Genomic DNA, 20,949 nt, shown 5'->3' with positions numbered 1-20,949 from the left:
GGTCATTCCGGCGCGTCTCACGGTTTGCTCCCTTACAATGCCGCTTCGCCGGTTGCCGCAATGGCAGGCGCCGGCTCCTCGTCCCGTCCGACCCGGCGACGCGCCCGGTCCTCCAGGAGAAGCCGCGCCGTGATGCGCGCGCCCTCGTAGATCACCGGCAGGCCGCTGCCGGGATGCGTGCCGCCGCCGACCAGATACACGTTGCGGCCGAACCGGTTGTGCGGCCGGAAATAGAGCATCTGCGTCAGGTTGTGCGCGAGGTTGAATGTGGCGCCCTCGAAGACGGCGAAATCGTCCTGCCAGCCGTTCGGCGTCACGACCCGCTCGAAGCGGATGCGGCTCTCGATGTCGGTAAGCCCGAGCAGCTTCAAGCGCTCCAGGGCGATCCTGCGATAGCGCGGAGCCTCGCGGGCCCAGTCGACGTTGCAGCGCAAGTTCGGCACGGGCACGAGCACGTAAAGGCTCGTATGTCCCTTGGGCGCGAGGGAAGGATCGGACGCGCCCGCATGGTGCACGTAGATCGACGGCTCCTCGGGAAGGATGCCGTTCGTGATCTCATGGATGTTGCGCTCGTAATCCTTCGACAGGAGAATCGTGTGATGGGCCAGATCGCCCACATCGCCCTCGATGCCGAGATAGAGCATGAAGGTCGAGCAGGAGAGTTTGGCCCGATCGAGCTTCTTGTTCTTCCAGCGCGGGCGCATGGCCTCCGGCACGAGCCGGCGCATGGCATGGCCGAAGTCGCCGTTCACCACGACGGAGCCGGCCGCGAACCGCTCTCCGGCCGCCTCGATTCCAACAGCCTCGCCCTGCTCATAGACGATGCGGTCCACCGGCGTATTCAGCCGAATGTCGACGCCCATCTTGCGGGCGACCTTCGCCATGGCCTCGGAGACCGCGCCGCAGCCGCCCATGGGATGGAAGACGCCGTGCTCGTATTCCAGAAACGACAGGATGGTGAACAGGCTCGGGCACTGGAACGGCGACATGCCGAGATATTTCGTCTGGAACGAGAAGGCCAGGCGCACGCGCGGATCGGCGAAATAGCGCTTGAGATCGCTGTCGACGCTGGAGAACGGCCGCAGCTTCGGCAGGGCGGCCAGCATCCCTGGCGAGAACAGGTCGGCGGGACTTGAGAAAGCCTGCTCCAGCACGGGCCGAAAGGCCTCGAGCTTCTCCCGGTTGTCGTCGAGGAACCGGCGCACGTTGCGCGCATCGGCCGGCGCCAAGCGGGCGATCTCCTGCTCGAGGCGTTCCAGATCGTAGGTGGCGCGGATGGCGCCGCCGCCTTCGAATATGAGATGGTATTGCGGATCGAGGCGCTTGAGCTCGACGTGATCCTCCAGCCGCTCGCCGCAGGCCTCGAAGATGTCCTTCAGAACCCGGGGGTAGAGAAAAAACGTCGGGCCGATGTCGAACTTGTAGCCGCCCGGTGCATGGATGGTGCGGGTGCGGCCGCCAACAGCCGGCTCCCGCTCGAACACCGTGACGGGAACGCCCTCACGGGCCAGCAGCATGGCCGATGCAAGCCCCCCTGGGCCTGCGCCGATCACGGCAACACGCGGCGATGGGGAAGAATTCAGCATGGACCGGCAGCCCTCAACCGTCGTGGGACGACGGCTGATTCACCTAGATCAGCCCGGCCCGATGGGTAGAGGCGGCGGCCAAAAAATATTCTCAGTATTCGATGATATTGCTAGGAAAAGGAAACATTATTCAGGCTATATCCTCAAGGCGTTCATCCCGGTGAGGCTAATATTGCCAATAGCCGCATGACTCAAAAGGATTATCCGGGGCATAAAAAACCGTAACGCCTTATTCTTGCCTTTTTAAAGATCAGCTTCACTTCCAATCAAAACGGAAGGGGAATATGACCTTGAAGAATATCCTCACCCGAGCATCCGCGGTGGTGCCACTTCTATTCATGGCGGCGTGCAACACGACCGCTTCCAACGACCCTACGGTGACGGGATCCATCTCCCAGGCGAATATCGAAACGGGAAGGGCCTTTCAGCGCGGCACCGCCTCCTGGTACGGACCGGGTTTTCACGGCAGGAAAACGGCCAGCGGGGAGCGGTTCAACTCCTACGACATGACCGCAGCCCACCGCTCCCTGCCGTTCGGCACGAGGCTGAAGGTCGTCAACGAAAACAACGGCCGCTCGGTGGTTGTTCGCGTGAACGACCGCGGCCCCTTCGCCCATCGGCGCATCATCGATCTCGCCAAAGGACCGGCGCAGGCTCTGGGGCTCACATCCGCGGGTACGGGCTACGTGTCCCTGCATCGGCTCGATTAGGCGCTTCTTAATCCCTTCCGGCGATTCTTGGCCCGATTCGGGACCAAGGGTTGCTTACATGGAATCGAGATCGTCTCATCCGACGAACGTGGTCCGCTTTCCGGGCGCGCGCCAGTCGGCCAATCCCCGCCGCGATCAGCGGGGCCTCATGGATGCGGTTTATGCCGCGGGCTCTCTGCCGATCGAGGCGGGAGACCGGACCACCAAGGCTATGGCGACGCGGCTGAACATCTTCGGCTTCGTGGTCATCGACGAGGTGCAGGCCGATGGTTCCGCCCGCCGGCTGCGTCCGTCCGAGGCGATCCATGGCTGCACCGCCCGCCCATGGCGCGTCTCGAAGCCGTCCGGCCGCTACCGCATCGATGACGGCTTGCCCGAGTCGGACCGGGATCTCTTTGCCGTCCTGCAGGCCTAACGAGCCCGTAGGACTCGCCTTTCTCATCGCCTGAACTATTTCCTGCGCCAGCCAATGGCGTTTCCAAGGGAATGGCGATGCACCTGGTTCAGATTCTCCTGCCGCTTGCCGACAATGCGGGCCGCCGCTTCGACGGCGCGGCCTTCGGGCGTGTTCGAACGGAGCTGTCCGAGCGTTTCGGCGGCATCACCGGCTTTACGCGCGCGCCGGCCGAAGGCGTCTGGAAAGAGGGCGGCCACACGGCTCATGACGACATCGTCGTGTTCGAGGTGATGACGCGCGAGCTCGATCATCCCTGGTGGGAGCGCTATCGCGCGGACCTGGAACGCCGCTTCGATCAGGAGACCATCGTGATCCGCGCGATCCGCGTGGAAATGCTGTGACGGCGGAACCGGACCTGCACTGCTTCGCTTGTTGTTGCAGAGCGGAGCATTACGATGGCCAAGCCCCTTATCGTTTCAATTCCCCACAATCTCGGCAAGGCCGAAGCGACGCGGCGGCTGCAGGGCGGCATGTCGAGCGTGAAATCGCAGTTCGGGGACAAGGTGGCGTCCATCAACGAAACCTGGCGCGGGGACCGCATGGATTTTCGCGTCGGCGCCATGGGGCAGACCGTCAACGGCCATCTCGAGGTCATGGAAGAGCAGGTGCGTGTTGAAGTTCAGTTGCCCTGGATTCTTGCCATGATCGCCGAGAAGGCAAAGACCTTCATCCAAAAGCAAGGCACGCTGCTTCTGGAGAAGAAGTGATGCGAGCTATAGTCATGAATAACCGTTCACGAATATGAACGCAAATGGAACCAAACTGCTCCGTCTGCGTTAGGTAATCGATTGCGACCGCGACCCTTCGCCGGTGCGCTTCACTAAAGTCATCGCTTTATTCGCCCCGGACCGTGTTCTTCCGTCCGATCGTGACAACACAGCTGTTTTTGAGGATCGCGCTATGCATGAGCGTTTGATGACGCAGTCCCATGCCCTTCGTACGCCTATTCAGGCCGGTTCAGAAAAGCCTCTCCTTGTCTGCTTTTCCCATCTGCGTTGGGACTTCGTCTGGCAGCGCCCGCAGCACCTCCTCAGCCGAGCCGTCAAGCACTACAACGTGCTGATCATCGAAGAGCCGTTGTTCAAGCCGGGTGTGAAGCCGCATATGGATCTGAGCGACCGGCCGCAGGGCGTGACCATCGCTGTGCCGGTTCTGCCCGAGGGCCTGTCCCATGAGGATGTTCTTGCCGAGCAGCACGATCTCATCGAGGAGCTGATCGGGCGCGAGTCCACGGGATCGCGCGTGTTCTGGTACTACACGCCGATGGCGATGGCCTTCACGAGCGATCTCGAGTGCGATCTGTGCATCTACGACAACATGGACGAGCTCTCGCTTTTCCGCGGCGCCTCGCAGGAGCTGCTCGACCTTGAAAGCGCACTGTTCGCCCGCTGCGATCTGGTCTTCACGGGCGGCATGAGCCTTTACGAGGCCAAGCGCCACCGCCACCGCAGCGTTCACGGCTTCCCGTCCTCCATCGACTTCAATCATTTCTCCCAGGCGCGCTCCATCGACAAGGATCCCGAGGATCAGGCGCATATCCCTCACGTTCGCCTCGGCTTCTTCGGCGTCGTCGACGAGCGCATGGACATCGACCTGCTGGCTCAGGTCGCCGGCTTGCGCCCCGACTGGCAGTTCGTGATGATCGGCCCGGTGGTGAAGATCGACCCCGCTTCTCTCCCGCAGGCGCCGAACATCCACTGGCTCGGCGGAAAGTCCTACAACGAGCTGCCGCATTACCTTGCCGGCTGGGACGTGGGCTTCATGAACTTCGCCCTCAACGAGGCGACGAAGTTCATCAGCCCCACGAAAACCCCTGAATTCCTGGCAGCCGGCGTGCCGGTCGTCTCGACGGCCATCACCGACGTGGTCCGGCCTTACGGCGAGAAGGGCCTGGTCGAGATCGCCAAGGACGCCAAAGAGGTTGTCGCGAAGGTCGAGACCATTCTGGCCCGGCCCAAGGAGGCCTGGCTCGCAAAGGTCGACCGCCACCTTGCCGCCGGTTCCTGGGACAAGACCTGGGGCGCCATGCACAAGCTGATGCTGGATGCCACGGGCGATGCAACGGCGGACCGTCCCGCGTCTTCCCTTTCGATTTATGCCACCACGCCTGCGGAGTGATTGAGAATGTACGATTGGCTGATTGTCGGCGCCGGCTTTGCAGGCAGTGTTCTGGCGGAACGTCTTGCAACCGAGCGCAACGAGCGCGTGCTTCTCATCGACCGCCGCAACCATGTCGGCGGCAACGCCTATGACCGCTACGACGATGACGGCCTGCTGATTCACCAGTACGGGCCGCATATCTTCCACACCAATTCGAAGCAGATCTTCGATCACCTTTCCCGCTTCACGGAGTGGCGCTTCTACGAGCACCGGGTGCTCGCCGAAGTGGACGGCATGCAGGTGCCGATCCCGATCAACCTCGATACGGTGAACAAGCTCTATGGCCTGAACCTCACCTCCGAGCAGCTGCAGGACTGGTTTGCCGAGCGCGCCGAGAAGATCGGGGAGATCAAGACCTCCGAGGACGTGGTGGTCTCCGTCGTCGGACGCGAGCTCTACGAGAAGTTCTTCCGCGGCTATACCCGCAAGCAATGGGGCCTCGATCCATCGGAGCTCGACAAGTCGGTGACCTCGCGCGTGCCGACCCGCACGAACCGGGACGACCGCTACTTCGCGGACGAGTTCCAGTTCATGCCGAAGCACGGCTACACCCGGATGTTCGAGAAGATGGTCAGCCATCCCAACATCCATGTGATGACGCAGACCGACTACGAGGACGTGAAGAACGTCGTCCCGCATCGCCGCGTCATCTATACGGGACCCATCGACGAGTACTTCAACTTCCAGTTCGGCAAGCTGCCTTACCGCTCCCTGCGCTTCGAGCACGTGACGCTCGACAAGACCTGGCACCAGCCGGTCGGCGTGGTGAACTTCCCGCAGACCAACGACTACACCCGCGTGACCGAGTACAAGCACCTGACAGGTCAGGAGCACGCCAAGACGGCGCTCACCTATGAGTACCCGTCGGCGGAGGGCGACCCCTACTACCCGATCCCGAAGGCGGAAAATCAGGAGCTGTTCAAGAAGTACGAGCGCCTGGCGCTTGCCACGCCCGACGTCTGGTTCGTGGGGCGCCTTGCAACCTACCGCTACTACAACATGGACCAGATCGTCGGTCAGGCGCTCGCCACCTTCCGGCGCATCAACGAGTCCCTGCCGGTCGGGGCGGACACATCCACGGTCAAAGTCATGTCGTCCTCGGCAGGCCTCGTCTCTTAATGGAAAAAGACATCGAACTATCCGCGCTAAGAATAGTTGTCGAACGCTTAGTGAATTAGCTCGGAGTTGGATGATGAAACGATCACTAGAGCTTTGGGGCGGTCTGGAATGTACTGTCGCAAGAGTTGGCGACGACTACCGCGACCAAAGCCTGGAGACCGGTCATCAGGATCGTATCGAGGATCTTGATCGTATCGCCGAACTCGGCATCCGCACGCTGCGTCACCCGGTGCTCTGGGAGAAGATCTCTCCCGAGAGCCCGGACCGCACGGACTTCTCCTGGCACGACACCCGCCTGAAGCGCCTGCAGGAACTCGATATCCGAGCCATCGCGGGCCTGTGCCACCACGGCAGCGGCCCGCGCTACACGCACATGCTCGATCCGGCCTGGCCCGAGCTGCTGGCCCGTCATGCAGCGAATGTGGCCGAGCGCTATCCGCATCTCGATCTTTACACGCCCGTCAACGAGCCGCTCACCACCGCGCGGTTCTCCGGGCTCTACGGCCATTGGTATCCGCACGGCACGAGCCTGGAGACCTTTCTCAAGATCCTGGTGAACGAGTGCAAGGCGACCGTTCTGTCCATGCGGGCCATCCGCAAGGTGCGTCCGGATGCGCAGCTCGTGCAGACGGACGACATGGGCAAGACCTTCTCGACGCCCGCATTGGCGTATCAGGCCGAGCACGAGAACCAGCGCCGTTTCCTGAGCTTCGATCTCCTGTGCGGCATGGTCGACCGCGATCATCCCTGGTGGAACAAGTTCATCGAGAGCGGCGTGAGTGAAGCCGATCTCGAGCTCCTCCTCGAGGCCGATGCCGCGCCGGACATCATCGGCATCAATCATTACCTGACAAGCGAGCGCTATCTCGACGAGCGCATGACGCGCTACCCCGAGCACCATTGGGGCGGCAACGGCAAGCACCAATACGCCGACGCGGAAGCGGTCCGCATGCCGCTTCCGGCGGCGGATCTCGGACCGGCTGCGCGGCTGCGCGAGGTTTGGGAGCGTTACAAGCGCCCCATCGCCGTCACGGAAGCCCACCATGGCAGCACCCGCGACGATCAGCTCCGCTGGCTCATGGAGGTGTGGAACGACGTCAACGCGCTTCGTGACGAAGGTGCCGACATCCGTGCCGTCACCGTCTGGTCGCTTTACGGCGCCGTGGACTGGAACAGCCTTCTGACCCGCCGCAACGGCTTCTACGAGCCGGGTCCCTTCGATGTGCGAACATCCGTGCCGCGGCGGACGGCCCTGGCCCATGCGGCCGAGTCGCTTGCCAAGACAGGCACCTACGACCATCCGGTTCTCGACCGTGCCGGCTGGTGGAAGCGCGACATCCGCTTCTACAAGCGTCCATCGAAGCAGTCGCGGTCCTGCTGGCTCGCCGACGAGCCGCGCCAGCTTCTGATCACGGGTGCAACCGGTACCTTGGGGCGGGCCTATTCGCGTCTCTGCGATTTCCGCGGCCTCAATCACGTCCTGCTCTCGCGCCGCGACATGGATATCGCGGATCCGAAAAGCGTCGCCAAGGCTCTCGACTGTCACAGGCCCTGGGCCGTGATCAACACGGCAGGCTATGTGCGCGTGGCGGAGGCCGAAGACGACGCGGAGGCCTGCTTCCGGGAGAATGCTCTGGGCGCCGAGGTCTTGGCCAAGGCCTGTGCGGATCTGGGCATTCCGCTCGTCACCTTCTCGTCCGATCTCGTCTTCGACGGGCGCCTCGACCGGCCTTATGTGGAGAGCGACGCGGTCAATCCGACCACCGTCTACGGTGAGAGCAAGGCCGAGGCCGAGCGTCGGGTTCTGGCGGCGCACGAGCAGGCCCTGGTCCTTCGCACGAGCGCGTTCTTCGGCCCCTGGGACCGCTACAACTTCGTCTGGTCCATTCTCAACACCCTGAGCAGGGGCGATGGCGTCGAGGCCAGCGTCGACCTGGTATCTCCCACCTATGTGCCCGATCTCGTGAATACCTCCCTCGATCTTCTGATCGACGGCGGCACGGGCATCTGGCACATGGCCAATATCGGCGAGACCTCCTGGCGCGATCTGGCCGCCATGGCGGCGGAGCGCGCAGGATACGATCCCGGCCTCGTGACCGCGGCAGGAGACGAGCCTTCCCTCAATACGGCGCTATCCACCGAGCGCGGCATCCTGATGCCGCGGCTCGAGGGCGCGCTCGACCGCTTCTTCGGCGACAGCGAGGTCGACTGGTCGGACGAAGCCATGAAGGTGGCGGCCGAGTAGACGGTTTTCGCAGCAGACATTGGGAACAAGGCCGGCCTCGCGCCGGCCTTGTTTTTTGTGAGCAAAAGAAAAGCGGCGCGGAGAGATCCGCGCCGCTCTTTTCGATGCGGGTTCGAAGCGAAGGCCTCAGGCCGCTGCCTCCGCCGCCCGGACAGCCTCTTCCAAGCGGGCCGCCCGCGACTCGACGGCGAGCTCCACCAGGGCGTCCAGCAGCATCGTCGCGCTCGGATCGGCCATGGGCTCGTCCCGGAACAGGCGCAGGGTCGAGGCCACCAAGCGTCCGCGGCCATAGGAGCGTTCCACGCCCAAGGCCACCGGCTTGTGGATCCAGCCCACCACGAGGCCGGCGAAGACGCGGGCCTGGAAGTCGAGCAGGTTGCAGCCCGAGATCACGAAGTCCGGCAGCACCCGGTCCATGGTCTCGTCGAGCAGAGGCCCGGATGGGAAGCGGGCGAAGTGGCCCGAGCGCCTCAGCCAGCCGAAGGACGAGGCCCAGTCGCCGGACCAGAGGGTGCCGTGGCGCGCCTGAACCTTCACGGCCTGCCAGTGCGGGAAGAACGGATAAAGGCTCATGTCCTCTTCCGGCAGAAGCAGGAGCTTGGCGCCCGCGCGCACATGGTCCGCGATGGCCTTGTTGTGCGTCCGGGCGACGATCAGGGTCGATTCCTCGAAGGCCCGGGCGAGGGTGTAGCCCAAGGCCCGGAAGCGCTCGCGGATGTCTTCGTCCGGCGACCACACCAGCTCGCGCGCATGCGCCGGCCGCCCGCGCTTGGGGTGGATCGCGATGTCATGGTGGTTATGCGCGATCAGGCGTCCGTCGGAGGCGCGCACGTCGAAGCTGATGCGCCGCAACGAAGGCTCCTCCATGGCAGGCAGCTGCAGCTGGATGCTGCCCAGATCGAGCACCTCCGGAGCCTCGATGCGGGGCAGGGGAATCTGCTGGGTCTCGCCGCAGACCGTGATCTCCAACTGGCAATCTTCCAGAACGGGTCCTGCTCCGTGGGCGACCGCCAGCTGCAGGGAAACCTTCTCGCCGGACCAGTAGGAGGCGCGCTCCCATTTCGGCACGATCACGGTGTCCGAGTTGACGATGTGGAAGAGCTCGTGGAACACGCGCGGATTGCGGCGCATGTCCAGAAGGCCGTTCGATTCCCAATGGCAGTCATGCAGCTCGGTGATGACGTAGCCGGCGAGATTCGGCTTCCGGCGCATGGACTCGATTTCGTACTTGAAGGCGCGGAACTGCTGCCACTGGGCCGCGATGACGAAGCGGCGCAGGTCGCCGAACACCCGGTCGAGGCTCCAGTCGGAGAAGCGGTTCTCGACCCCGTGGGCATACATCACGCCCTCGCCCCAGTCGTGGCCGGTCTCGAACCACCAGGGCTCCTCGCCATTGGCGTCGCGCAGGTCCTTCGGATAGGGCAGGCCCCAGTTGCCGAACTCGGAGCACATCAGCGGCTCGCGGCCCGTGATCACCGCATCGCCGTGGGGCGAGTAGAGCCACGAGGCGCGCCCCGACAGCTCGTCCACGAACTGGTCCCACTGCTCCCGGTGGTCGGGATAGGCGGCGTAGAAGTGATAATCCGCGATGTCGGACTCCACGTGGAAGCTCGGCGCGAGCGGCGAGTTGTCGACCACGAGGCGTGTGGGGTCGTAAGCCTTGAGCCAGGCGAAGGTGCGCTTGAGCCAATCGCGGTGGTCCGCGTCGTTGACGAGATCGACGCCCCAGTTCTCGTTGATGATCGTCCAGATGATGATCGAGGGATGGTTGGCGTCGCGGTCGACGATGCCCTTCAGGAGCTTTTCCTTGCGCCCGCGAGAGCGGTCGGTGGCCATGCCGCCGTTGGGCAGCTCCGTCCAGATGAGCATGCCCATCCGGTCCGCCACTTCATAGTAGTGCGGGTCGGCCGCCTTGATGTGGCAGCGCAGGCAGTTCAGGCCGAGCTCCTTCGCCTTGCGGAACTGATCCTCCAGGAACTCCACGGACGGCACCGTGCAGATCGTGTCCGGATAGTAGTCCTGGTCGAGGGCGGAGCGCAGGTAGAGCGGCTCGCCGTTGAGATAGAACTTGCCGTTCCGGGTCTCGATGGTGCGGAAGCCGAAATTGTCGGCGATCTCGTCCATCACCGCGCCGTTCCGCATGAGCTCCAGGCGGATGCGGTACAGGTTGGGGTGGTCCGGCGACCAGGGCTGCACGTCGCCGACCGTGAACTCGAACGGCATGCTCGTGACGCCCACCTGCGTCTCGTGCATTTCGTCGAGAACGACCTCGCCTGAGGGCGCCGTCACGGTGATGCGGATCTGGGTGGCATCCGTCAGCGGGCGGGCGAAGAACACGCCCGACGTGACCCGGCCCGTCGCCAGGCTGGGCACCAGGCGGACGCGGTTCATGTGGTCGGGGATGCGGCGTTCGAGATAGACCGACTGCCAGATGCCCGAGAGCGGCCCGTACCAGCTCTGCTTGCCGAAGGGAATCTCGGCAAAGGGCGAGTCCGGGAACTCGGCCGGGTTGTCGGTGGGCGAGTCGACGCGGACCTTGATCTCGTTCGCCCCGGGCTTGAGGTGAGCGGTCGCGTCGAAGGAGAAGGGCAGGAAGCCGCCCTCGTTATGGCCGATCACGTGGTCGTTGATGAAGACCTTGGTGTTGTGGAAGACGGCCCCGAAGCGGATCCAGACGCTGTCGTGCAGCCATGCCTCGTCGATATGAACGGTCTTGCGGTAGATGCCGATGCCTGCGCGCATCCGCAGATCCGAGAACTGCGCCTGCCAGGGACTTGGCACCGTGATCTGGCGAACCTCGGCCGGGCCCGACAGGCGATCGTCGGCCACGTGCAAAAATTCCCAAGTCCCATCCAGACTGATGCGATTGTCCTGCATGACATCTCCTTGAATCAGCGGTTACCCAAGGGGTTCGAAAACGGCGAAAACATGGCTGAAGACGAGCAGAGTGAAAAGGTGCCCGACCTGCGACACCACGTGCCGCTGAAGCTTGCTCGACCCATCGGCCCCTCGTTTCCGACAGTGGTTAGTGGCCCGTTTCGAACAACGGCGAAGCGCTGTATTTGATCCCAGGTCCGGGCCCCCGCTCCAGGGAGGAGCCGGCCATGCGCATCCGGCAGGAACCCCTCCGGACATGTGGCGTTGCCCTGATAATGCCGAGCCTTGTTGCTCGCCCTGCAACCCACGCTTTCCAAAGAGGCTACAGATGGCTCAATTGATTCCCGACGATCGCGCCCGGCAGGGAGCTTCCGGCCGCCCGGTTCTGGGCGTGCTGATCGGCTCGCTTCTCCTTCTCGCCGTTGCCGTGTCCGGCTACATGATCTGGGCCGGCTCCACGTCTCCCGACGATCCGGGCACGGATGCGGCCCGCGCGAACACGACCGGCTCGACGACGGGCTCGTCCAACGGCAATCCCACCAACCGGATCGCGCCCGAAAACCCGGCCTATCCCGCACCCGGCGCCCAGCCTTCGGCGAACGAAACCCCGAAGCGGTAACGCATACCCTATCGGAAAGCCGGGAGGACGGTCCTTGCCGCTCCCGGCTTTTTTGTTGCGCTTCGTCCGCAGGGCGGCGAGTTTTCGCCGTAATGATTCGCAAAGAAGCCACCGCAAGGGGCTGCGATAAGGCGGACTGAATGACTGGTGTTGGAATGGGGCGGCTCCTCCGGGCGGCCATGATCGCATTGAGCGTTGCGGCGGGCGGACTGGCCCAGGCGCAGACGTCTTCCCAAACGCAACCTGCCCAAACGCAGCCCAGCCAGGCTCAACCTGCTCCCCAAAGACAAACCGCGCCGCAGGCCCAGCCCCAGGCTGTCCCGCCTGCTGCCGCAACGGACGCCCCGGGCGCCTCGGTCTCGGCCGAGACGAAGGCCGCCCGAGCCAAGCTCGACGGCTACAAGGCCGACCTCGACCAGAAGGAGGTCGCGATCCAGGGCCGGACCATGTCCGATGCCGACCTGCAGAACCTTCGGCAGCAGATCGATCCGGTCATCGGGGAGATCCGCGCCGTCATCGAGGAGCAGGCGCCGAGGCTGGAAGCCAGCAGGCAGCGCCTGACCCAGCTCGGGCCGAAACCTGCCAACGGCCAGCCCGAGGAGAGCGCCGACGTGGCCCGGGACCGGGCCGAGCGCGAGGCGGCCGTGGCGGAGCTCGACGAAACCCAGCGGCTCGGGCGCGCCCTGCTCGTTCAGGCCGAGCAGCTCAGCGCCCAAATCAGCGACCTGCGGCGGGCAGGCTTTGCGCGCGCGCTGTTCGAGCAGAGCGAAGGCCTCTTCAGCCCCGGCCTCTGGATGAACGTGATCCAGGCCGTCCCGCGGGAGTGGCGTGCCCTGCGGATCATCGGCTCCGATGCCCTGGACCAGTTGCAGCGCAGCACCACGCTGGGCGTCCTGCTCATGCTCGGGCTGGCCATCGGCGTGGCGATCGCACTTTACGTGGGCCGCCGCTCCATCGCTCCGCGCCTGGTCCGGCGCGATCCGGCGATCGCCGAACCCCTCAAGCGCAGCCGCCTGCTCGCGGCCCTCGGGGTTCTCGTCCTGGGCGCGGCTCCGGCCATTGCCGGAAGCTGGATCGTCTGGGTGGCCTTCGACTCCGCCGATCTGGTCCCGCCCCGGCTGGAGCAGGTTTTCAGGGCTACCTTGAGCGGATTGGCCTTCATCGCCTTCGTGCGCGCGCTCATCGACGCGATTCTGGCGCCGGAGCACACATCCTGGCGCCTCATCCCGGTTCGTGATGCGTCGGCCACCCGGATCATGAGCTTTTCCGTCACCCTGGCCACCGTCATGGTGGTCGGCAAGGTGATCGAGGCCTTCAACAAGGCGATTGCCGCCGCCCTGCCGATTACGGTGATCACCCGCGCGGTCTTCGCGCTCGCCGCGGCTCTCATTTTCGCCGAGCTCCTGCGCCGGTTCGCCGCCCGGGAGTCCCAGGACGAGGCCTGCCTCGGCCCTTACGTGGCACAGGACGTGGATATCGGCGGACCGGTGCGAAGCCTCGGCTGGTTCGTGGTCGCCCTCGTGCTCGGCAGCGTGCTCGGCGGCTATGTGGCGCTGGCGTCCTTCCTGGTCGATCAGGCCCTGTGGATCTCCATCGTCGTCGCCTTGCTGATCCTGTGCATCGCCTTCGCCGACGAGTTCATCGGCGGCTCCCTGCGCAGCCAGAGCCGGCTGGCCACGGCCCTGCAGGCCAATACGGGCCTGCGCCGCCGCTCCCTGGAGCAGATCGGCGTTCTGGGAAGCGGGGTCGCGCGGCTGGCCCTCATCGTCATCGGCTTCCTGCTGGTGCTGGCGCCCTGGGGCATCGAATCGACCGACGTGACCGGCTCCCTGCGGGCGGTGTTCTTCGGGTTCAACGTGGGCGACGTCACCATCTCCCTGTCGTCGATCCTCATCGCGGCCCTGCTGTTCGCCGCAGGCTTCACCATCACGCGGATCATCCAGCGCTGGCTCGACAACACCTTCCTGCCGGCAACCGATCTCGATGCGGGCCTGCGCAACTCGATCCGCACGGCGGCAGGCTATGTGGGCATCATCACGGCGGGCGTGATCGCCTTCACCTATCTGGGCCTGAGCCTTGAGCGGCTCACCATCGTGGCCGGCGCCCTCTCGGTGGGCATCGGTTTCGGCCTGCAGTCCATCGTGAACAACTTCATCTCGGGGCTCATCCTGCTCTGGGAGCGGCCGATCCGCGTCGGCGACCTCGTCGTCGTCGGCGACGGGGAGGGCTATGTGCGCCGGATCAATGTGCGCTCCACGGAGATCCAGGCCTTCGACCGCTCGATGCTGATCGTGCCGAATTCCAACCTGATCTCCGGCATCGTCCGCAACCGCGTGCGCAACGACCGCGTCGGGCGGGTGCTCGTCTCGATCCCGGTTCCCCGCGCGTCCGATCCGGACCAGGTGGCGGAGGTGATGCGCAAGGCGGCGCTGGCGCACCGCGAGATCATGAGCGAGCCGAGCCCCCGCGTCCTGTTCAAGAAGGTGACCGAGAACACCATCGATTTCGATCTCGTCTGCTTCGTCGACGACATCGATGCGGCCGGGCGCGTCTCGAGCGATCTGTATTTCGACGTCTTCCGCGGGCTGCGGAAGGCCGGGATCGGCGTGCCGTCGGCCGCACCAGCGCCTGAGCCCGAGGACGAAGCGACGGACAAGGCCGCGAAGACCGAGGCGAAAGAGGACGAAATCTTAACCCTTCTCAAGGATAAGACGCCTGCATGAAGCGTCTCATCACTCTCAGCCTGTCCGCCCTCGTCTTGGCCGCCTGTCAGAGCGAGAAGCCCGTCACGCAGGGCCAGACCCCGAGCTTCTACGTCTCCATGGCCAGGGCCGACGCGCAAGTGGATGCCGCGATGGCTAGGGACATGATCGGCGCCTATCGCGGCAACAACCGTCTGGGACCCCTTACGCTCGATCCCCAGCTGCAGGCTGCGGCCCAGGCGGAGGCCGATGCCATGGCGGCGGCCGACAAGCCAAGCTCGGCGGAAGCCTTCAAGGCCCGCTTGGCCGCAGCCGGCTTTGCGGCTCCGGCGGCGAACCTCTCCGCCGGCTACCACACCCTGGCCGAGGCCTTCTCCGGCTGGCGGGAAAGCCCGCAGCACAACCGCGTGCTCCTCGATCCCAGGGCAGGCCGGATCGGCATCGCCACGGCCTATGCGCCGGGCTCCAAGTACAAGGTCTATTGGGCGCTTGCCGTCGCGGCCGACAAGCGCTGATTGTCCGGCAGCCCCGATCCATGCAACCCCGGATCGGGGGCGGCGTTTCCTGCACTCAAGCTCCGATCCAAGGTTTGCAGGAAAGACCCGATGCGGATGATCCGCCTCTACACCCGCGTTCTCGGTCAGCTCGGGTCCGATCTTCGCATAGGCGTTCTCCTGGCGGTGGCCAACGTGGCGCTCGCGATCTCGGCCTTCGCGGAGCCGATCCTGTTCGGCCGCATCATCGACCTGCTCACCCGCGCCCAGGTGCCGGGTACCGCACCCGTGACCTTCGGGGTCCTGACGCCGCTGATCCTCGCCTGGGTGGCCTTCGGGCTCTTCTCCATCGGCGCCGGCGCTCTCGTGGCGCTCCATGCGGACAGGCTCGCCCACCGTCGGCGCCTGGCGGTGGTGGCCAATTACTTCGAGCACGTGCTCGAACTGCCGCTTGCGTTCCACACCTCCACCCATTCGGGCCGCGTTCTGAAGGTCATGCTCGAAGGCTCCGGCGGCATGTCCTGGCTCTGGCTCGGCTTCTTTCGCGAGCACATGTCGGCCCTGATCGCGCTCGTCGTCCTTCTGCCTTTGACCGTGTTCCTGAACTGGCGCCTGGGGCTTCTGCTCGTCGCGTTGGTGACGGTCTTCGCCGTTCTCACCGCCATCGTGCTGCGCAAGACCGAAACCCTGCAGGGCTCCGTCGAGCGCTATCACTCGAACCTCGCGGAGCACGCCTCGGACGCGCTGGGCAACGTGCCGGTGATCCAGTCCTTCACCCGCGTCGAGGCGGAGACCCGCTCCTTGCGAGGCATCATCCACCAGCTGCTCCAGGCGCAGAACCCGGTGCTGTCCTGGTGGGCGATTGCGTCCGTGGCCTCCCGGGCCTCCGCCACCATCACGGTCACGGCGATCTTTCTGCTCGGCACCTGGCTGCACCTGAACGGACTGGCCAGCATCGGCGAGATCGTCACCTTCATGAGCATGGCCGGCATGCTGATCGGGCGGCTGGAGCAGGCGGTGAGCTTCATCAATCAGCTCTTCATGCAGGCGCCGAAATTGCGCGAGTTCTTCGACATCCTGGACACGACGCCCGCCGTCCATGACCGGGTGAATGCCAGGAACGTGGAGCGCTTCCGCGGCGATGTGGCCTTCGACGATGTGAGCTTCTCCTATGACGGCAAGCGCTCCGCCGTGCAGGACGTGTCCTTTGCCGTCCGGGCGGGAGAGAACGTGGCCCTGGTGGGTGCGACCGGCTCCGGCAAGTCCACCACCTTGGGGCTGCTGCACCGGGCCTTCGATCCGCAATCGGGCAGCATCCGGATCGACGGCTTCGACATCCGCGACGTGACCCTGTCGTCGCTTCGCCGGAACATCGGCGTGGTGTTCCAGGAGCCCATGCTGTTTGCCCGCACCATCCGCGAGAACCTGCAGGTCGGGCGGCCCGACGCCACGGATGCGGAGATGATCGAGGCGCTGGAGCGGGCGCAGGCCATCGAGTTCATCTCCCGCCAAACCGACGGGCTCGGCACGGTGATCGGCGAGCGCGGACGCTCCCTGTCGGGCGGCGAGCGCCAGCGCCTGTCGATCGCCCGTGCGCTCCTGAAAAACCCGCCGATCCTCATCCTCGACGAGGCGACGAGCGCGCTTGACGCCGCCACCGAGCAGAAGCTGCAGAAGGCCCTGGACGAGGTGATGCGCGGCCGCACGACCTTCGTGATCGCCCACCGTCTCGCCACCATCCGCAACGCCAGCCGCATCCTCGTCTTCGATGGGGGCCGTGTGATCGAGACCGGCACCTTCGACGAGCTCGTGGCAAGGGGCGGCCGCTTCGCGGAGCTTGCCAGGGCACAGTTCATGGCTTCCGACGAGCCGGCCAAGCGCACGATCAGGATCTCGGAAGGCCTGACGGCATAGGAGCGCGAGCGCATGAAACAGGCCTTCGATCCTCATACACCCGGCATCCGTCACAGGACCAACGGCATCGCGCTTCATTGCATCGAGGCAGGGCCGCAGGATGGGCCTCTGGTGATCCTGCTGCACGGTTTTCCCGAGTACTGGTGGAGCTGGCGCTACCAGATCGCGCCGCTCGCCGAGGCCGGTTTTCGCGTGCTCGTGCCGGATCAGCGCGGTTACAATCTCAGCGACAAGCCCGAAGGCCGGCGCGCCTATGACCTCGACACCCTGGCAAAGGATGTGGTCGGGCTGGCGGATGCGCTCGGGCGCGAGACGTTTCATGTGGCGGGTCACGATTGGGGCGGCCTCGTCGCCTGGTGGACGGCCTCCCGCCATCCGGGCCGCGTTGCAAAGCTCGTTGCCCTCAACGCGCCCCATCCGAGCGTCGTCGGGTCCTACATGCGGTCCCATCCGACCCAGATGCTGAGAAGCCTTTACGCGGGCTTTTTCCAGATACCGCGCCTGCCTGAAGCCATGCTGTCGGCCAATGGCCACCGCAGCCTCAAGGATGCGCTCCTGCGCACCAGCCGGCGCGGCACGTTTTCGAACGAGGATATGGCCGAGTATGAAAAGGTCTGGTCTCAGCCCGGCGCGCTCACGGCCATGCTGAACTGGTACCGGGCCCTGCCGCTGCGGCCGGGCATGAAGGATCCCGCCGTGCGATCCCCGACGCTCGTCATCTGGGGCGGCCGCGACCGGTTCCTGGAGAAGGGGCTGGCCGAGGCGAGCGTTGCCCTCTGCACCACGGGCGACATTCGCTGGATTGATGGCGCGACCCACTGGGTTCACCACGAGGAGCCGGAGGCCGTCAATGGGGCGCTCGCGAGCTTCCTGAAAACCTGACGATCACTCCGCTTTGGCGCGGATCGCCGTAAGCGGCGTGATCCTCAGCGCCATGATCCGGTTGCGGGACTTGCGCAGCACCTGGAAGCGGAAGCCGTGAAAGGTGAAGATCTGGCCCGTATCGGGAATGGTCTGCGCCTCGTGGATCACGAGGCCCGCGATGGTGGTGGCCTCCTCGTCGGGCAGGTTCCAGTCCATGGCGCGGTTGAGGTCGCGGATCGGCACCCCTCCGTCCACGTTCACCGAGCCGTTGGGCTGGGGCCGCACGCCCTGGACCGAGAGATCGTGCTCGTCCTTGATGTCGCCGACGATCTCCTCGAGGATGTCCTCGAGCGTCACGAGGCCCATCACCTCGCCGTATTCGTCCACCACGAGGGCGAAGTGGGTTTTCTTGGCCAGGAACGCCTTGAGCTGGTCGCGCAGCGACGTGGTGTCGGGCACGAACCAGGTTTCCAGCGCAATGGCCTCTACTTTAAGCCTGCTGGCATCGCCGCCCACCGCATCGAGGGCCCGCAGCAGGTCCTTGGCGTGGAGCAGGCCGACGATGTTCTCCTGGCTCTCGCGCCACAGCGGCATGCGGGTATAGGGCGAGGAGAGAACCTCCCGCACGATCTCTTCCGACGACAGGTCCGCATTGATGGTGCGCATCTTGGTGCGGTGAACCATCACCTCAGAGACGGTCAGGTCTTCGAGGTCGAGGAGGCCGCCGAGCATGTCGCGCTCCACCTTGGCGACGCCGCCCTCCTTGTGCAGCAGGGCCACCTGGCCGCGGATCTCCTCGCTGGCGGACAGGATCGGCGTGTTCTCCCCGATCCGGATGCCGAAGGGCAGCAGCATGAGGCGCACCATGCGCTCGATGGCGATGGCAAGCGGGCCTAAGAGCGCCACTACCCAGGACATGGGCCGCGACAGGAAGAGCGTGACGGTGTCGGGGGACGAGATGGCGAGCGTCTTCGGCAGGACCTCGGCGAACACGATCACCAGAACCGACATGATGACGGTGGCGTAGATCGCGCCCTCGTCGCCGAAGATCGCCACGAGCACGCTGGTGGCGAAGGCCGAGACGCCGATATTGACGATGTTGTTGCCGATCAGCACCGTGCCGATGAAGCGCTCGCGCATTTCGAGCAGGCGGTTCACCAGCTTGGCGCGCCGGTCGCCGCTTCTCTCCAGCACCAGCATGCGGGAGCGCGATGCCCCCGTGAACGCCGTCTCGCCCGCCGAGAAAAAGGCCGAGAGCAGAAGGCAGAAGACCACGACCAGAGCCGCAAGCCAGAGATTGCCGGAGGATTCTTCGATCATGGCCGTGATGTGTTGGTTTCGTCCCGCAGAAACGCCCGAACGCTCTCGGCCTCGATGCCGGGCGCGATGAAGCTCTGCCCGATGCCGCGCGCCAGGATGAAGGTGAGAGCGCCGCCCTTGACCTTCTTGTCCTGGGCCATGGCGTCGAGAAGCGCGTCCACCGTGCCGCAGCCTCCCGGCACGTCGCCAAGGCGCGTCGGGAGGCCCGCAGCCTTGAGATGGGCCTCCACGCGCTCGGCATCGGCCCTCGGGCAAAGCCCGAGGGAGGCGGAAAAGCGAAAGGCCAGGCACAGGCCGATGGCCACGCCCTCGCCATGGACGAGGCGGGCCGAGTCGTAAGCCGTGATGCGCTCCAGGGCATGGCCGAAGGTGTGGCCCAGATTGAGCAGCGCGCGATCGCCGTTCTCGTGCTCGTCGCGCACCACCACGGCGGCCTTGGCGCGGCAGCTTTGCGCGACGGCCCGGTCCCGTTCGGGGCCGCCTGCGAAAACCTCACGCCAATGGGCCTCGCACCAGGCAAAGAAGCCCGGATCGTCGATGAGGCCGTACTTCACCACCTCCGCGTAGCCCGCGCGCATCTCCCGGATCGGGAGCGTGTCGAGAAGGGCCGTGTCGGCGAGAACCAGGCTCGGCTGGTGGAAGGCGCCGACGAGGTTCTTGCCGTGGCGGGAATTGATGCCGGTCTTGCCGCCCACCGAGGAATCGACCTGGGAGAGCAGGGTGGTCGGCACCTGGACGAAGCGCACGCCCCGGCGCACCACGGCCGCCGCGAAGCCCGCGAGATCCCCGATCACCCCGCCGCCCAGCGCCACCACCAGGTCGCCGCGCTCGATCCTGGCCTCGAGCACCGCATCGCAGACCCGCTCGAGGCCCGCATAGGACTTCGTCGCCTCGCCCGGCGGAAGCACGGTCACGGAGATGCGCAGGCCCTGGGCCTCCAGGGAGGCGGCGAGGGCGTCCGCATAGAGGGGTCCCACATGGGCATCCGTCACGATGGCGGCGGCCCGGGCGCCAAGCGCCGCAATGCGCGCGCCCGCGGTCCCGATCAGGCCGCGCCCGACGAGAATGTCGTAAGCCCGCTCGCCGAGCGGCACCGGAACCGTGATAGGGGCCGAGGGCTCCGCCTGGGCGGCTGCGTGGCTCATCCCTCGTGGCCTCCCTGCTTGTCCCTGTCGAACCAGTCGGCCAAAGCCTTGACGACGTCGGCGACCACCCGGTCGTGCGGGGCCTCATGGGAGTCGATGGTCAGATCCGCCGTGGCGTAGACCGGGTAGCGCAGCTCCATGAGGCGGCGCATGGTGCCTTCCGGGTCGGCGTTCTGGAGCAGGGGACGGGTGGACCGTTTGCGGACGCGGCGCATGAGAACGTCGAGATCGGCCTTGAGCCAGATCGAGATGGCGCATTCGGACACCCGCTGGCGGGTCTCCTCGTTCATGAAGGCCCCGCCGCCGGTGGCAAGCACCATGGGCCCTTCCTGGAGGAGGCGGGCGATCACCCGGCGCTCGCCGTCGCGGAAATGGTCCTCGCCGTGAACCGCGAAGATCTCGGGGATCGTCATGCCGGCCGCCGCCTCGATCTCGTGATCGGCGTCACGGAACGGCAGCTTGAGCGTCTGCGCGAGCCTGCGGCCCACGGTGCTCTTTCCGGCGCCCATGAGGCCAACGAGCACAAGCGATCGCGTGCCGAGCTGGCGGCTGATGGGATGGCCGCGCCGGCTTGCCTGGTTTTGCCCGCCAACTTCATCGAGCGAATTGAAGCGGCTGATACTGTTCATATGCCAGTCGTAGAGCATCAGGCCCAAAAGTGGAATGCACTTTTGGGCGCTATCCGGTGCTCCTTTCTCAAGAGACGCGGCGTGCTTCGAAACCCGATCGGGTCCTGG

17 protein-coding genes are annotated in these 20,949 nt (G+C 65.3%); 12 read left to right on the top strand and 5 right to left on the bottom strand.

Annotation, left to right across the window (positions count from 1 at the left end):
* Window positions 1-32: 32 nt before the first annotated feature.
* The gene (gene crtI / locus JKG68_RS11935; RefSeq protein ID WP_202059599.1) at window positions 33-1,586 is read right to left on the bottom strand and encodes a phytoene desaturase family protein; all 1,554 of its coding nucleotides are present in this window, start codon (window positions 1,584-1,586) and stop codon (window positions 33-35) included.
* Window positions 1,587-1,924: 338 nt separating this feature from the next.
* On the opposite strand from crtI, the gene JKG68_RS11930 reads away from it, so the two are divergent.
* The 7 genes from JKG68_RS11930 (at window position 1,925) to JKG68_RS11900 (ending at window position 8,277) form a co-directional block, all read left to right on the top strand.
* Complete coding sequence (locus tag JKG68_RS11930) at window positions 1,925-2,296, top strand: septal ring lytic transglycosylase RlpA family protein (protein ID WP_202059792.1); 372 nt, start codon at window positions 1,925-1,927, stop codon at window positions 2,294-2,296.
* A gap of 58 nt (window positions 2,297-2,354) precedes the next feature.
* The gene (locus JKG68_RS11925; protein WP_202059597.1) at window positions 2,355-2,711 is read left to right on the top strand and encodes a hypothetical protein; all 357 of its coding nucleotides are present in this window, start codon (window positions 2,355-2,357) and stop codon (window positions 2,709-2,711) included.
* 77 nt (window positions 2,712-2,788) lie between these two features.
* Window positions 2,789-3,094 carry a hypothetical protein gene (locus tag JKG68_RS11920; protein WP_202059595.1) on the top strand — a complete coding sequence of 102 codons (306 nt, stop codon included), beginning with the start codon at window positions 2,789-2,791 and terminating at the stop codon, window positions 3,092-3,094.
* A gap of 54 nt (window positions 3,095-3,148) precedes the next feature.
* On the top strand, window positions 3,149-3,460 hold the full coding sequence (locus tag JKG68_RS11915; RefSeq protein ID WP_202059593.1) for a polyhydroxyalkanoic acid system family protein: 312 nt from the start codon (window positions 3,149-3,151) through the stop codon (window positions 3,458-3,460).
* Window positions 3,461-3,668: 208 nt separating this feature from the next.
* On the top strand, window positions 3,669-4,871 hold the full coding sequence (locus tag JKG68_RS11910) for a glycosyltransferase family 1 protein (protein WP_246515363.1): 1,203 nt from the start codon (window positions 3,669-3,671) through the stop codon (window positions 4,869-4,871).
* 6 nt (window positions 4,872-4,877) lie between these two features.
* Entirely contained in the window at window positions 4,878-6,032 is a 1,155-nt protein-coding gene (gene glf / locus JKG68_RS11905; RefSeq protein ID WP_202059589.1) for a UDP-galactopyranose mutase, read from the top strand.
* 73 nt (window positions 6,033-6,105) lie between these two features.
* Window positions 6,106-8,277: an SDR family oxidoreductase gene (locus tag JKG68_RS11900; protein WP_202059587.1), complete on the top strand. Its 2,172-nt coding sequence runs from the start codon at window positions 6,106-6,108 to the stop codon at window positions 8,275-8,277.
* Window positions 8,278-8,403: 126 nt separating this feature from the next.
* Here the strand turns inward: JKG68_RS11900 and JKG68_RS11895 are convergent, their stop codons facing one another.
* Window positions 8,404-11,154: a glycoside hydrolase family 2 protein gene (locus JKG68_RS11895; RefSeq protein WP_202059585.1), complete on the bottom strand. Its 2,751-nt coding sequence runs from the start codon at window positions 11,152-11,154 to the stop codon at window positions 8,404-8,406.
* A gap of 328 nt (window positions 11,155-11,482) precedes the next feature.
* Between JKG68_RS11895 and JKG68_RS11890 the strand changes: the two genes are divergently transcribed.
* The 5 genes from JKG68_RS11890 (at window position 11,483) to JKG68_RS11870 (ending at window position 17,765) form a co-directional block, all read left to right on the top strand.
* On the top strand, window positions 11,483-11,773 hold the full coding sequence (locus JKG68_RS11890; RefSeq protein ID WP_202059583.1) for a hypothetical protein: 291 nt from the start codon (window positions 11,483-11,485) through the stop codon (window positions 11,771-11,773).
* A gap of 140 nt (window positions 11,774-11,913) precedes the next feature.
* The gene (locus JKG68_RS11885; protein ID WP_246515362.1) at window positions 11,914-14,496 is read left to right on the top strand and encodes a DUF3772 domain-containing protein; all 2,583 of its coding nucleotides are present in this window, start codon (window positions 11,914-11,916) and stop codon (window positions 14,494-14,496) included.
* Entirely contained in the window at window positions 14,493-14,990 is a 498-nt protein-coding gene (locus JKG68_RS11880; protein ID WP_202059581.1) for a CAP domain-containing protein, read from the top strand. Before JKG68_RS11885 ends, JKG68_RS11880 begins: the two co-directional genes overlap by 4 nt.
* Window positions 14,991-15,080: 90 nt before the next feature.
* Complete coding sequence (locus JKG68_RS11875) at window positions 15,081-16,883, top strand: glucan ABC transporter ATP-binding protein/ permease (RefSeq protein WP_202059579.1); 1,803 nt, start codon at window positions 15,081-15,083, stop codon at window positions 16,881-16,883.
* A gap of 12 nt (window positions 16,884-16,895) precedes the next feature.
* The gene (locus JKG68_RS11870) at window positions 16,896-17,765 is read left to right on the top strand and encodes an alpha/beta fold hydrolase (RefSeq protein ID WP_202059577.1); all 870 of its coding nucleotides are present in this window, start codon (window positions 16,896-16,898) and stop codon (window positions 17,763-17,765) included.
* Between the two features lie 3 nt (window positions 17,766-17,768).
* Here the strand turns inward: JKG68_RS11870 and JKG68_RS11865 are convergent, their stop codons facing one another.
* The 3 genes from JKG68_RS11865 to JKG68_RS11855 are packed head-to-tail and all read right to left on the bottom strand — an operon-like array spanning window position 17,769 to window position 20,841.
* The gene (locus JKG68_RS11865) at window positions 17,769-19,067 is read right to left on the bottom strand and encodes an HlyC/CorC family transporter (RefSeq protein WP_202059575.1); all 1,299 of its coding nucleotides are present in this window, start codon (window positions 19,065-19,067) and stop codon (window positions 17,769-17,771) included.
* The gene (gene aroB / locus JKG68_RS11860) at window positions 19,064-20,212 is read right to left on the bottom strand and encodes a 3-dehydroquinate synthase (protein WP_202059573.1); all 1,149 of its coding nucleotides are present in this window, start codon (window positions 20,210-20,212) and stop codon (window positions 19,064-19,066) included. Before aroB ends, JKG68_RS11865 begins: the two co-directional genes overlap by 4 nt.
* Window positions 20,209-20,841, bottom strand: coding sequence for a shikimate kinase (locus tag JKG68_RS11855; protein WP_246515360.1), 633 nt, complete (start codon window positions 20,839-20,841; stop codon window positions 20,209-20,211). Before JKG68_RS11855 ends, aroB begins: the two co-directional genes overlap by 4 nt.
* Window positions 20,842-20,949: the final 108 nt, after the last annotated feature.

The organism is Microvirga aerilata (assembly GCF_016743775.1).
Lineage (GTDB): Bacteria > Pseudomonadota > Alphaproteobacteria > Rhizobiales > Beijerinckiaceae > Microvirga > Microvirga aerilata.
This window is presented reverse-complemented; position numbering and strand designations above follow the sequence as displayed.

Bases quoted from the DNA above. Each gene is read 5' to 3' on its own strand.
- crtI (WP_202059599.1), bottom strand. From the start codon at position 1,586: ATGCTGAATTCTTCCCCATCGCCGCGTGTTGCCGTGATCGGCGCAGGC.
- JKG68_RS11930 (WP_202059792.1), top strand. From the start codon at position 1,925: ATGGCGGCGTGCAACACGACCGCTTCCAACGACCCTACGGTGACGGGA.
- JKG68_RS11925 (WP_202059597.1), top strand. From the start codon at position 2,355: ATGGAATCGAGATCGTCTCATCCGACGAACGTGGTCCGCTTTCCGGGC.
- JKG68_RS11920 (WP_202059595.1), top strand. From the start codon at position 2,789: ATGCACCTGGTTCAGATTCTCCTGCCGCTTGCCGACAATGCGGGCCGC.
- JKG68_RS11915 (WP_202059593.1), top strand. From the start codon at position 3,149: ATGGCCAAGCCCCTTATCGTTTCAATTCCCCACAATCTCGGCAAGGCC.
- JKG68_RS11910 (WP_246515363.1), top strand. From the start codon at position 3,669: ATGACGCAGTCCCATGCCCTTCGTACGCCTATTCAGGCCGGTTCAGAA.
- glf (WP_202059589.1), top strand. From the start codon at position 4,878: ATGTACGATTGGCTGATTGTCGGCGCCGGCTTTGCAGGCAGTGTTCTG.
- JKG68_RS11900 (WP_202059587.1), top strand. From the start codon at position 6,106: ATGAAACGATCACTAGAGCTTTGGGGCGGTCTGGAATGTACTGTCGCA.
- JKG68_RS11895 (WP_202059585.1), bottom strand. From the start codon at position 11,154: ATGCAGGACAATCGCATCAGTCTGGATGGGACTTGGGAATTTTTGCAC.
- JKG68_RS11890 (WP_202059583.1), top strand. From the start codon at position 11,483: ATGGCTCAATTGATTCCCGACGATCGCGCCCGGCAGGGAGCTTCCGGC.
- JKG68_RS11885 (WP_246515362.1), top strand. From the start codon at position 11,914: ATGACTGGTGTTGGAATGGGGCGGCTCCTCCGGGCGGCCATGATCGCA.
- JKG68_RS11880 (WP_202059581.1), top strand. From the start codon at position 14,493: ATGAAGCGTCTCATCACTCTCAGCCTGTCCGCCCTCGTCTTGGCCGCC.
- JKG68_RS11875 (WP_202059579.1), top strand. From the start codon at position 15,081: ATGCGGATGATCCGCCTCTACACCCGCGTTCTCGGTCAGCTCGGGTCC.
- JKG68_RS11870 (WP_202059577.1), top strand. From the start codon at position 16,896: ATGAAACAGGCCTTCGATCCTCATACACCCGGCATCCGTCACAGGACC.
- JKG68_RS11865 (WP_202059575.1), bottom strand. From the start codon at position 19,067: ATGATCGAAGAATCCTCCGGCAATCTCTGGCTTGCGGCTCTGGTCGTG.
- aroB (WP_202059573.1), bottom strand. From the start codon at position 20,212: ATGAGCCACGCAGCCGCCCAGGCGGAGCCCTCGGCCCCTATCACGGTT.
- JKG68_RS11855 (WP_246515360.1), bottom strand. From the start codon at position 20,841: ATGAACAGTATCAGCCGCTTCAATTCGCTCGATGAAGTTGGCGGGCAA.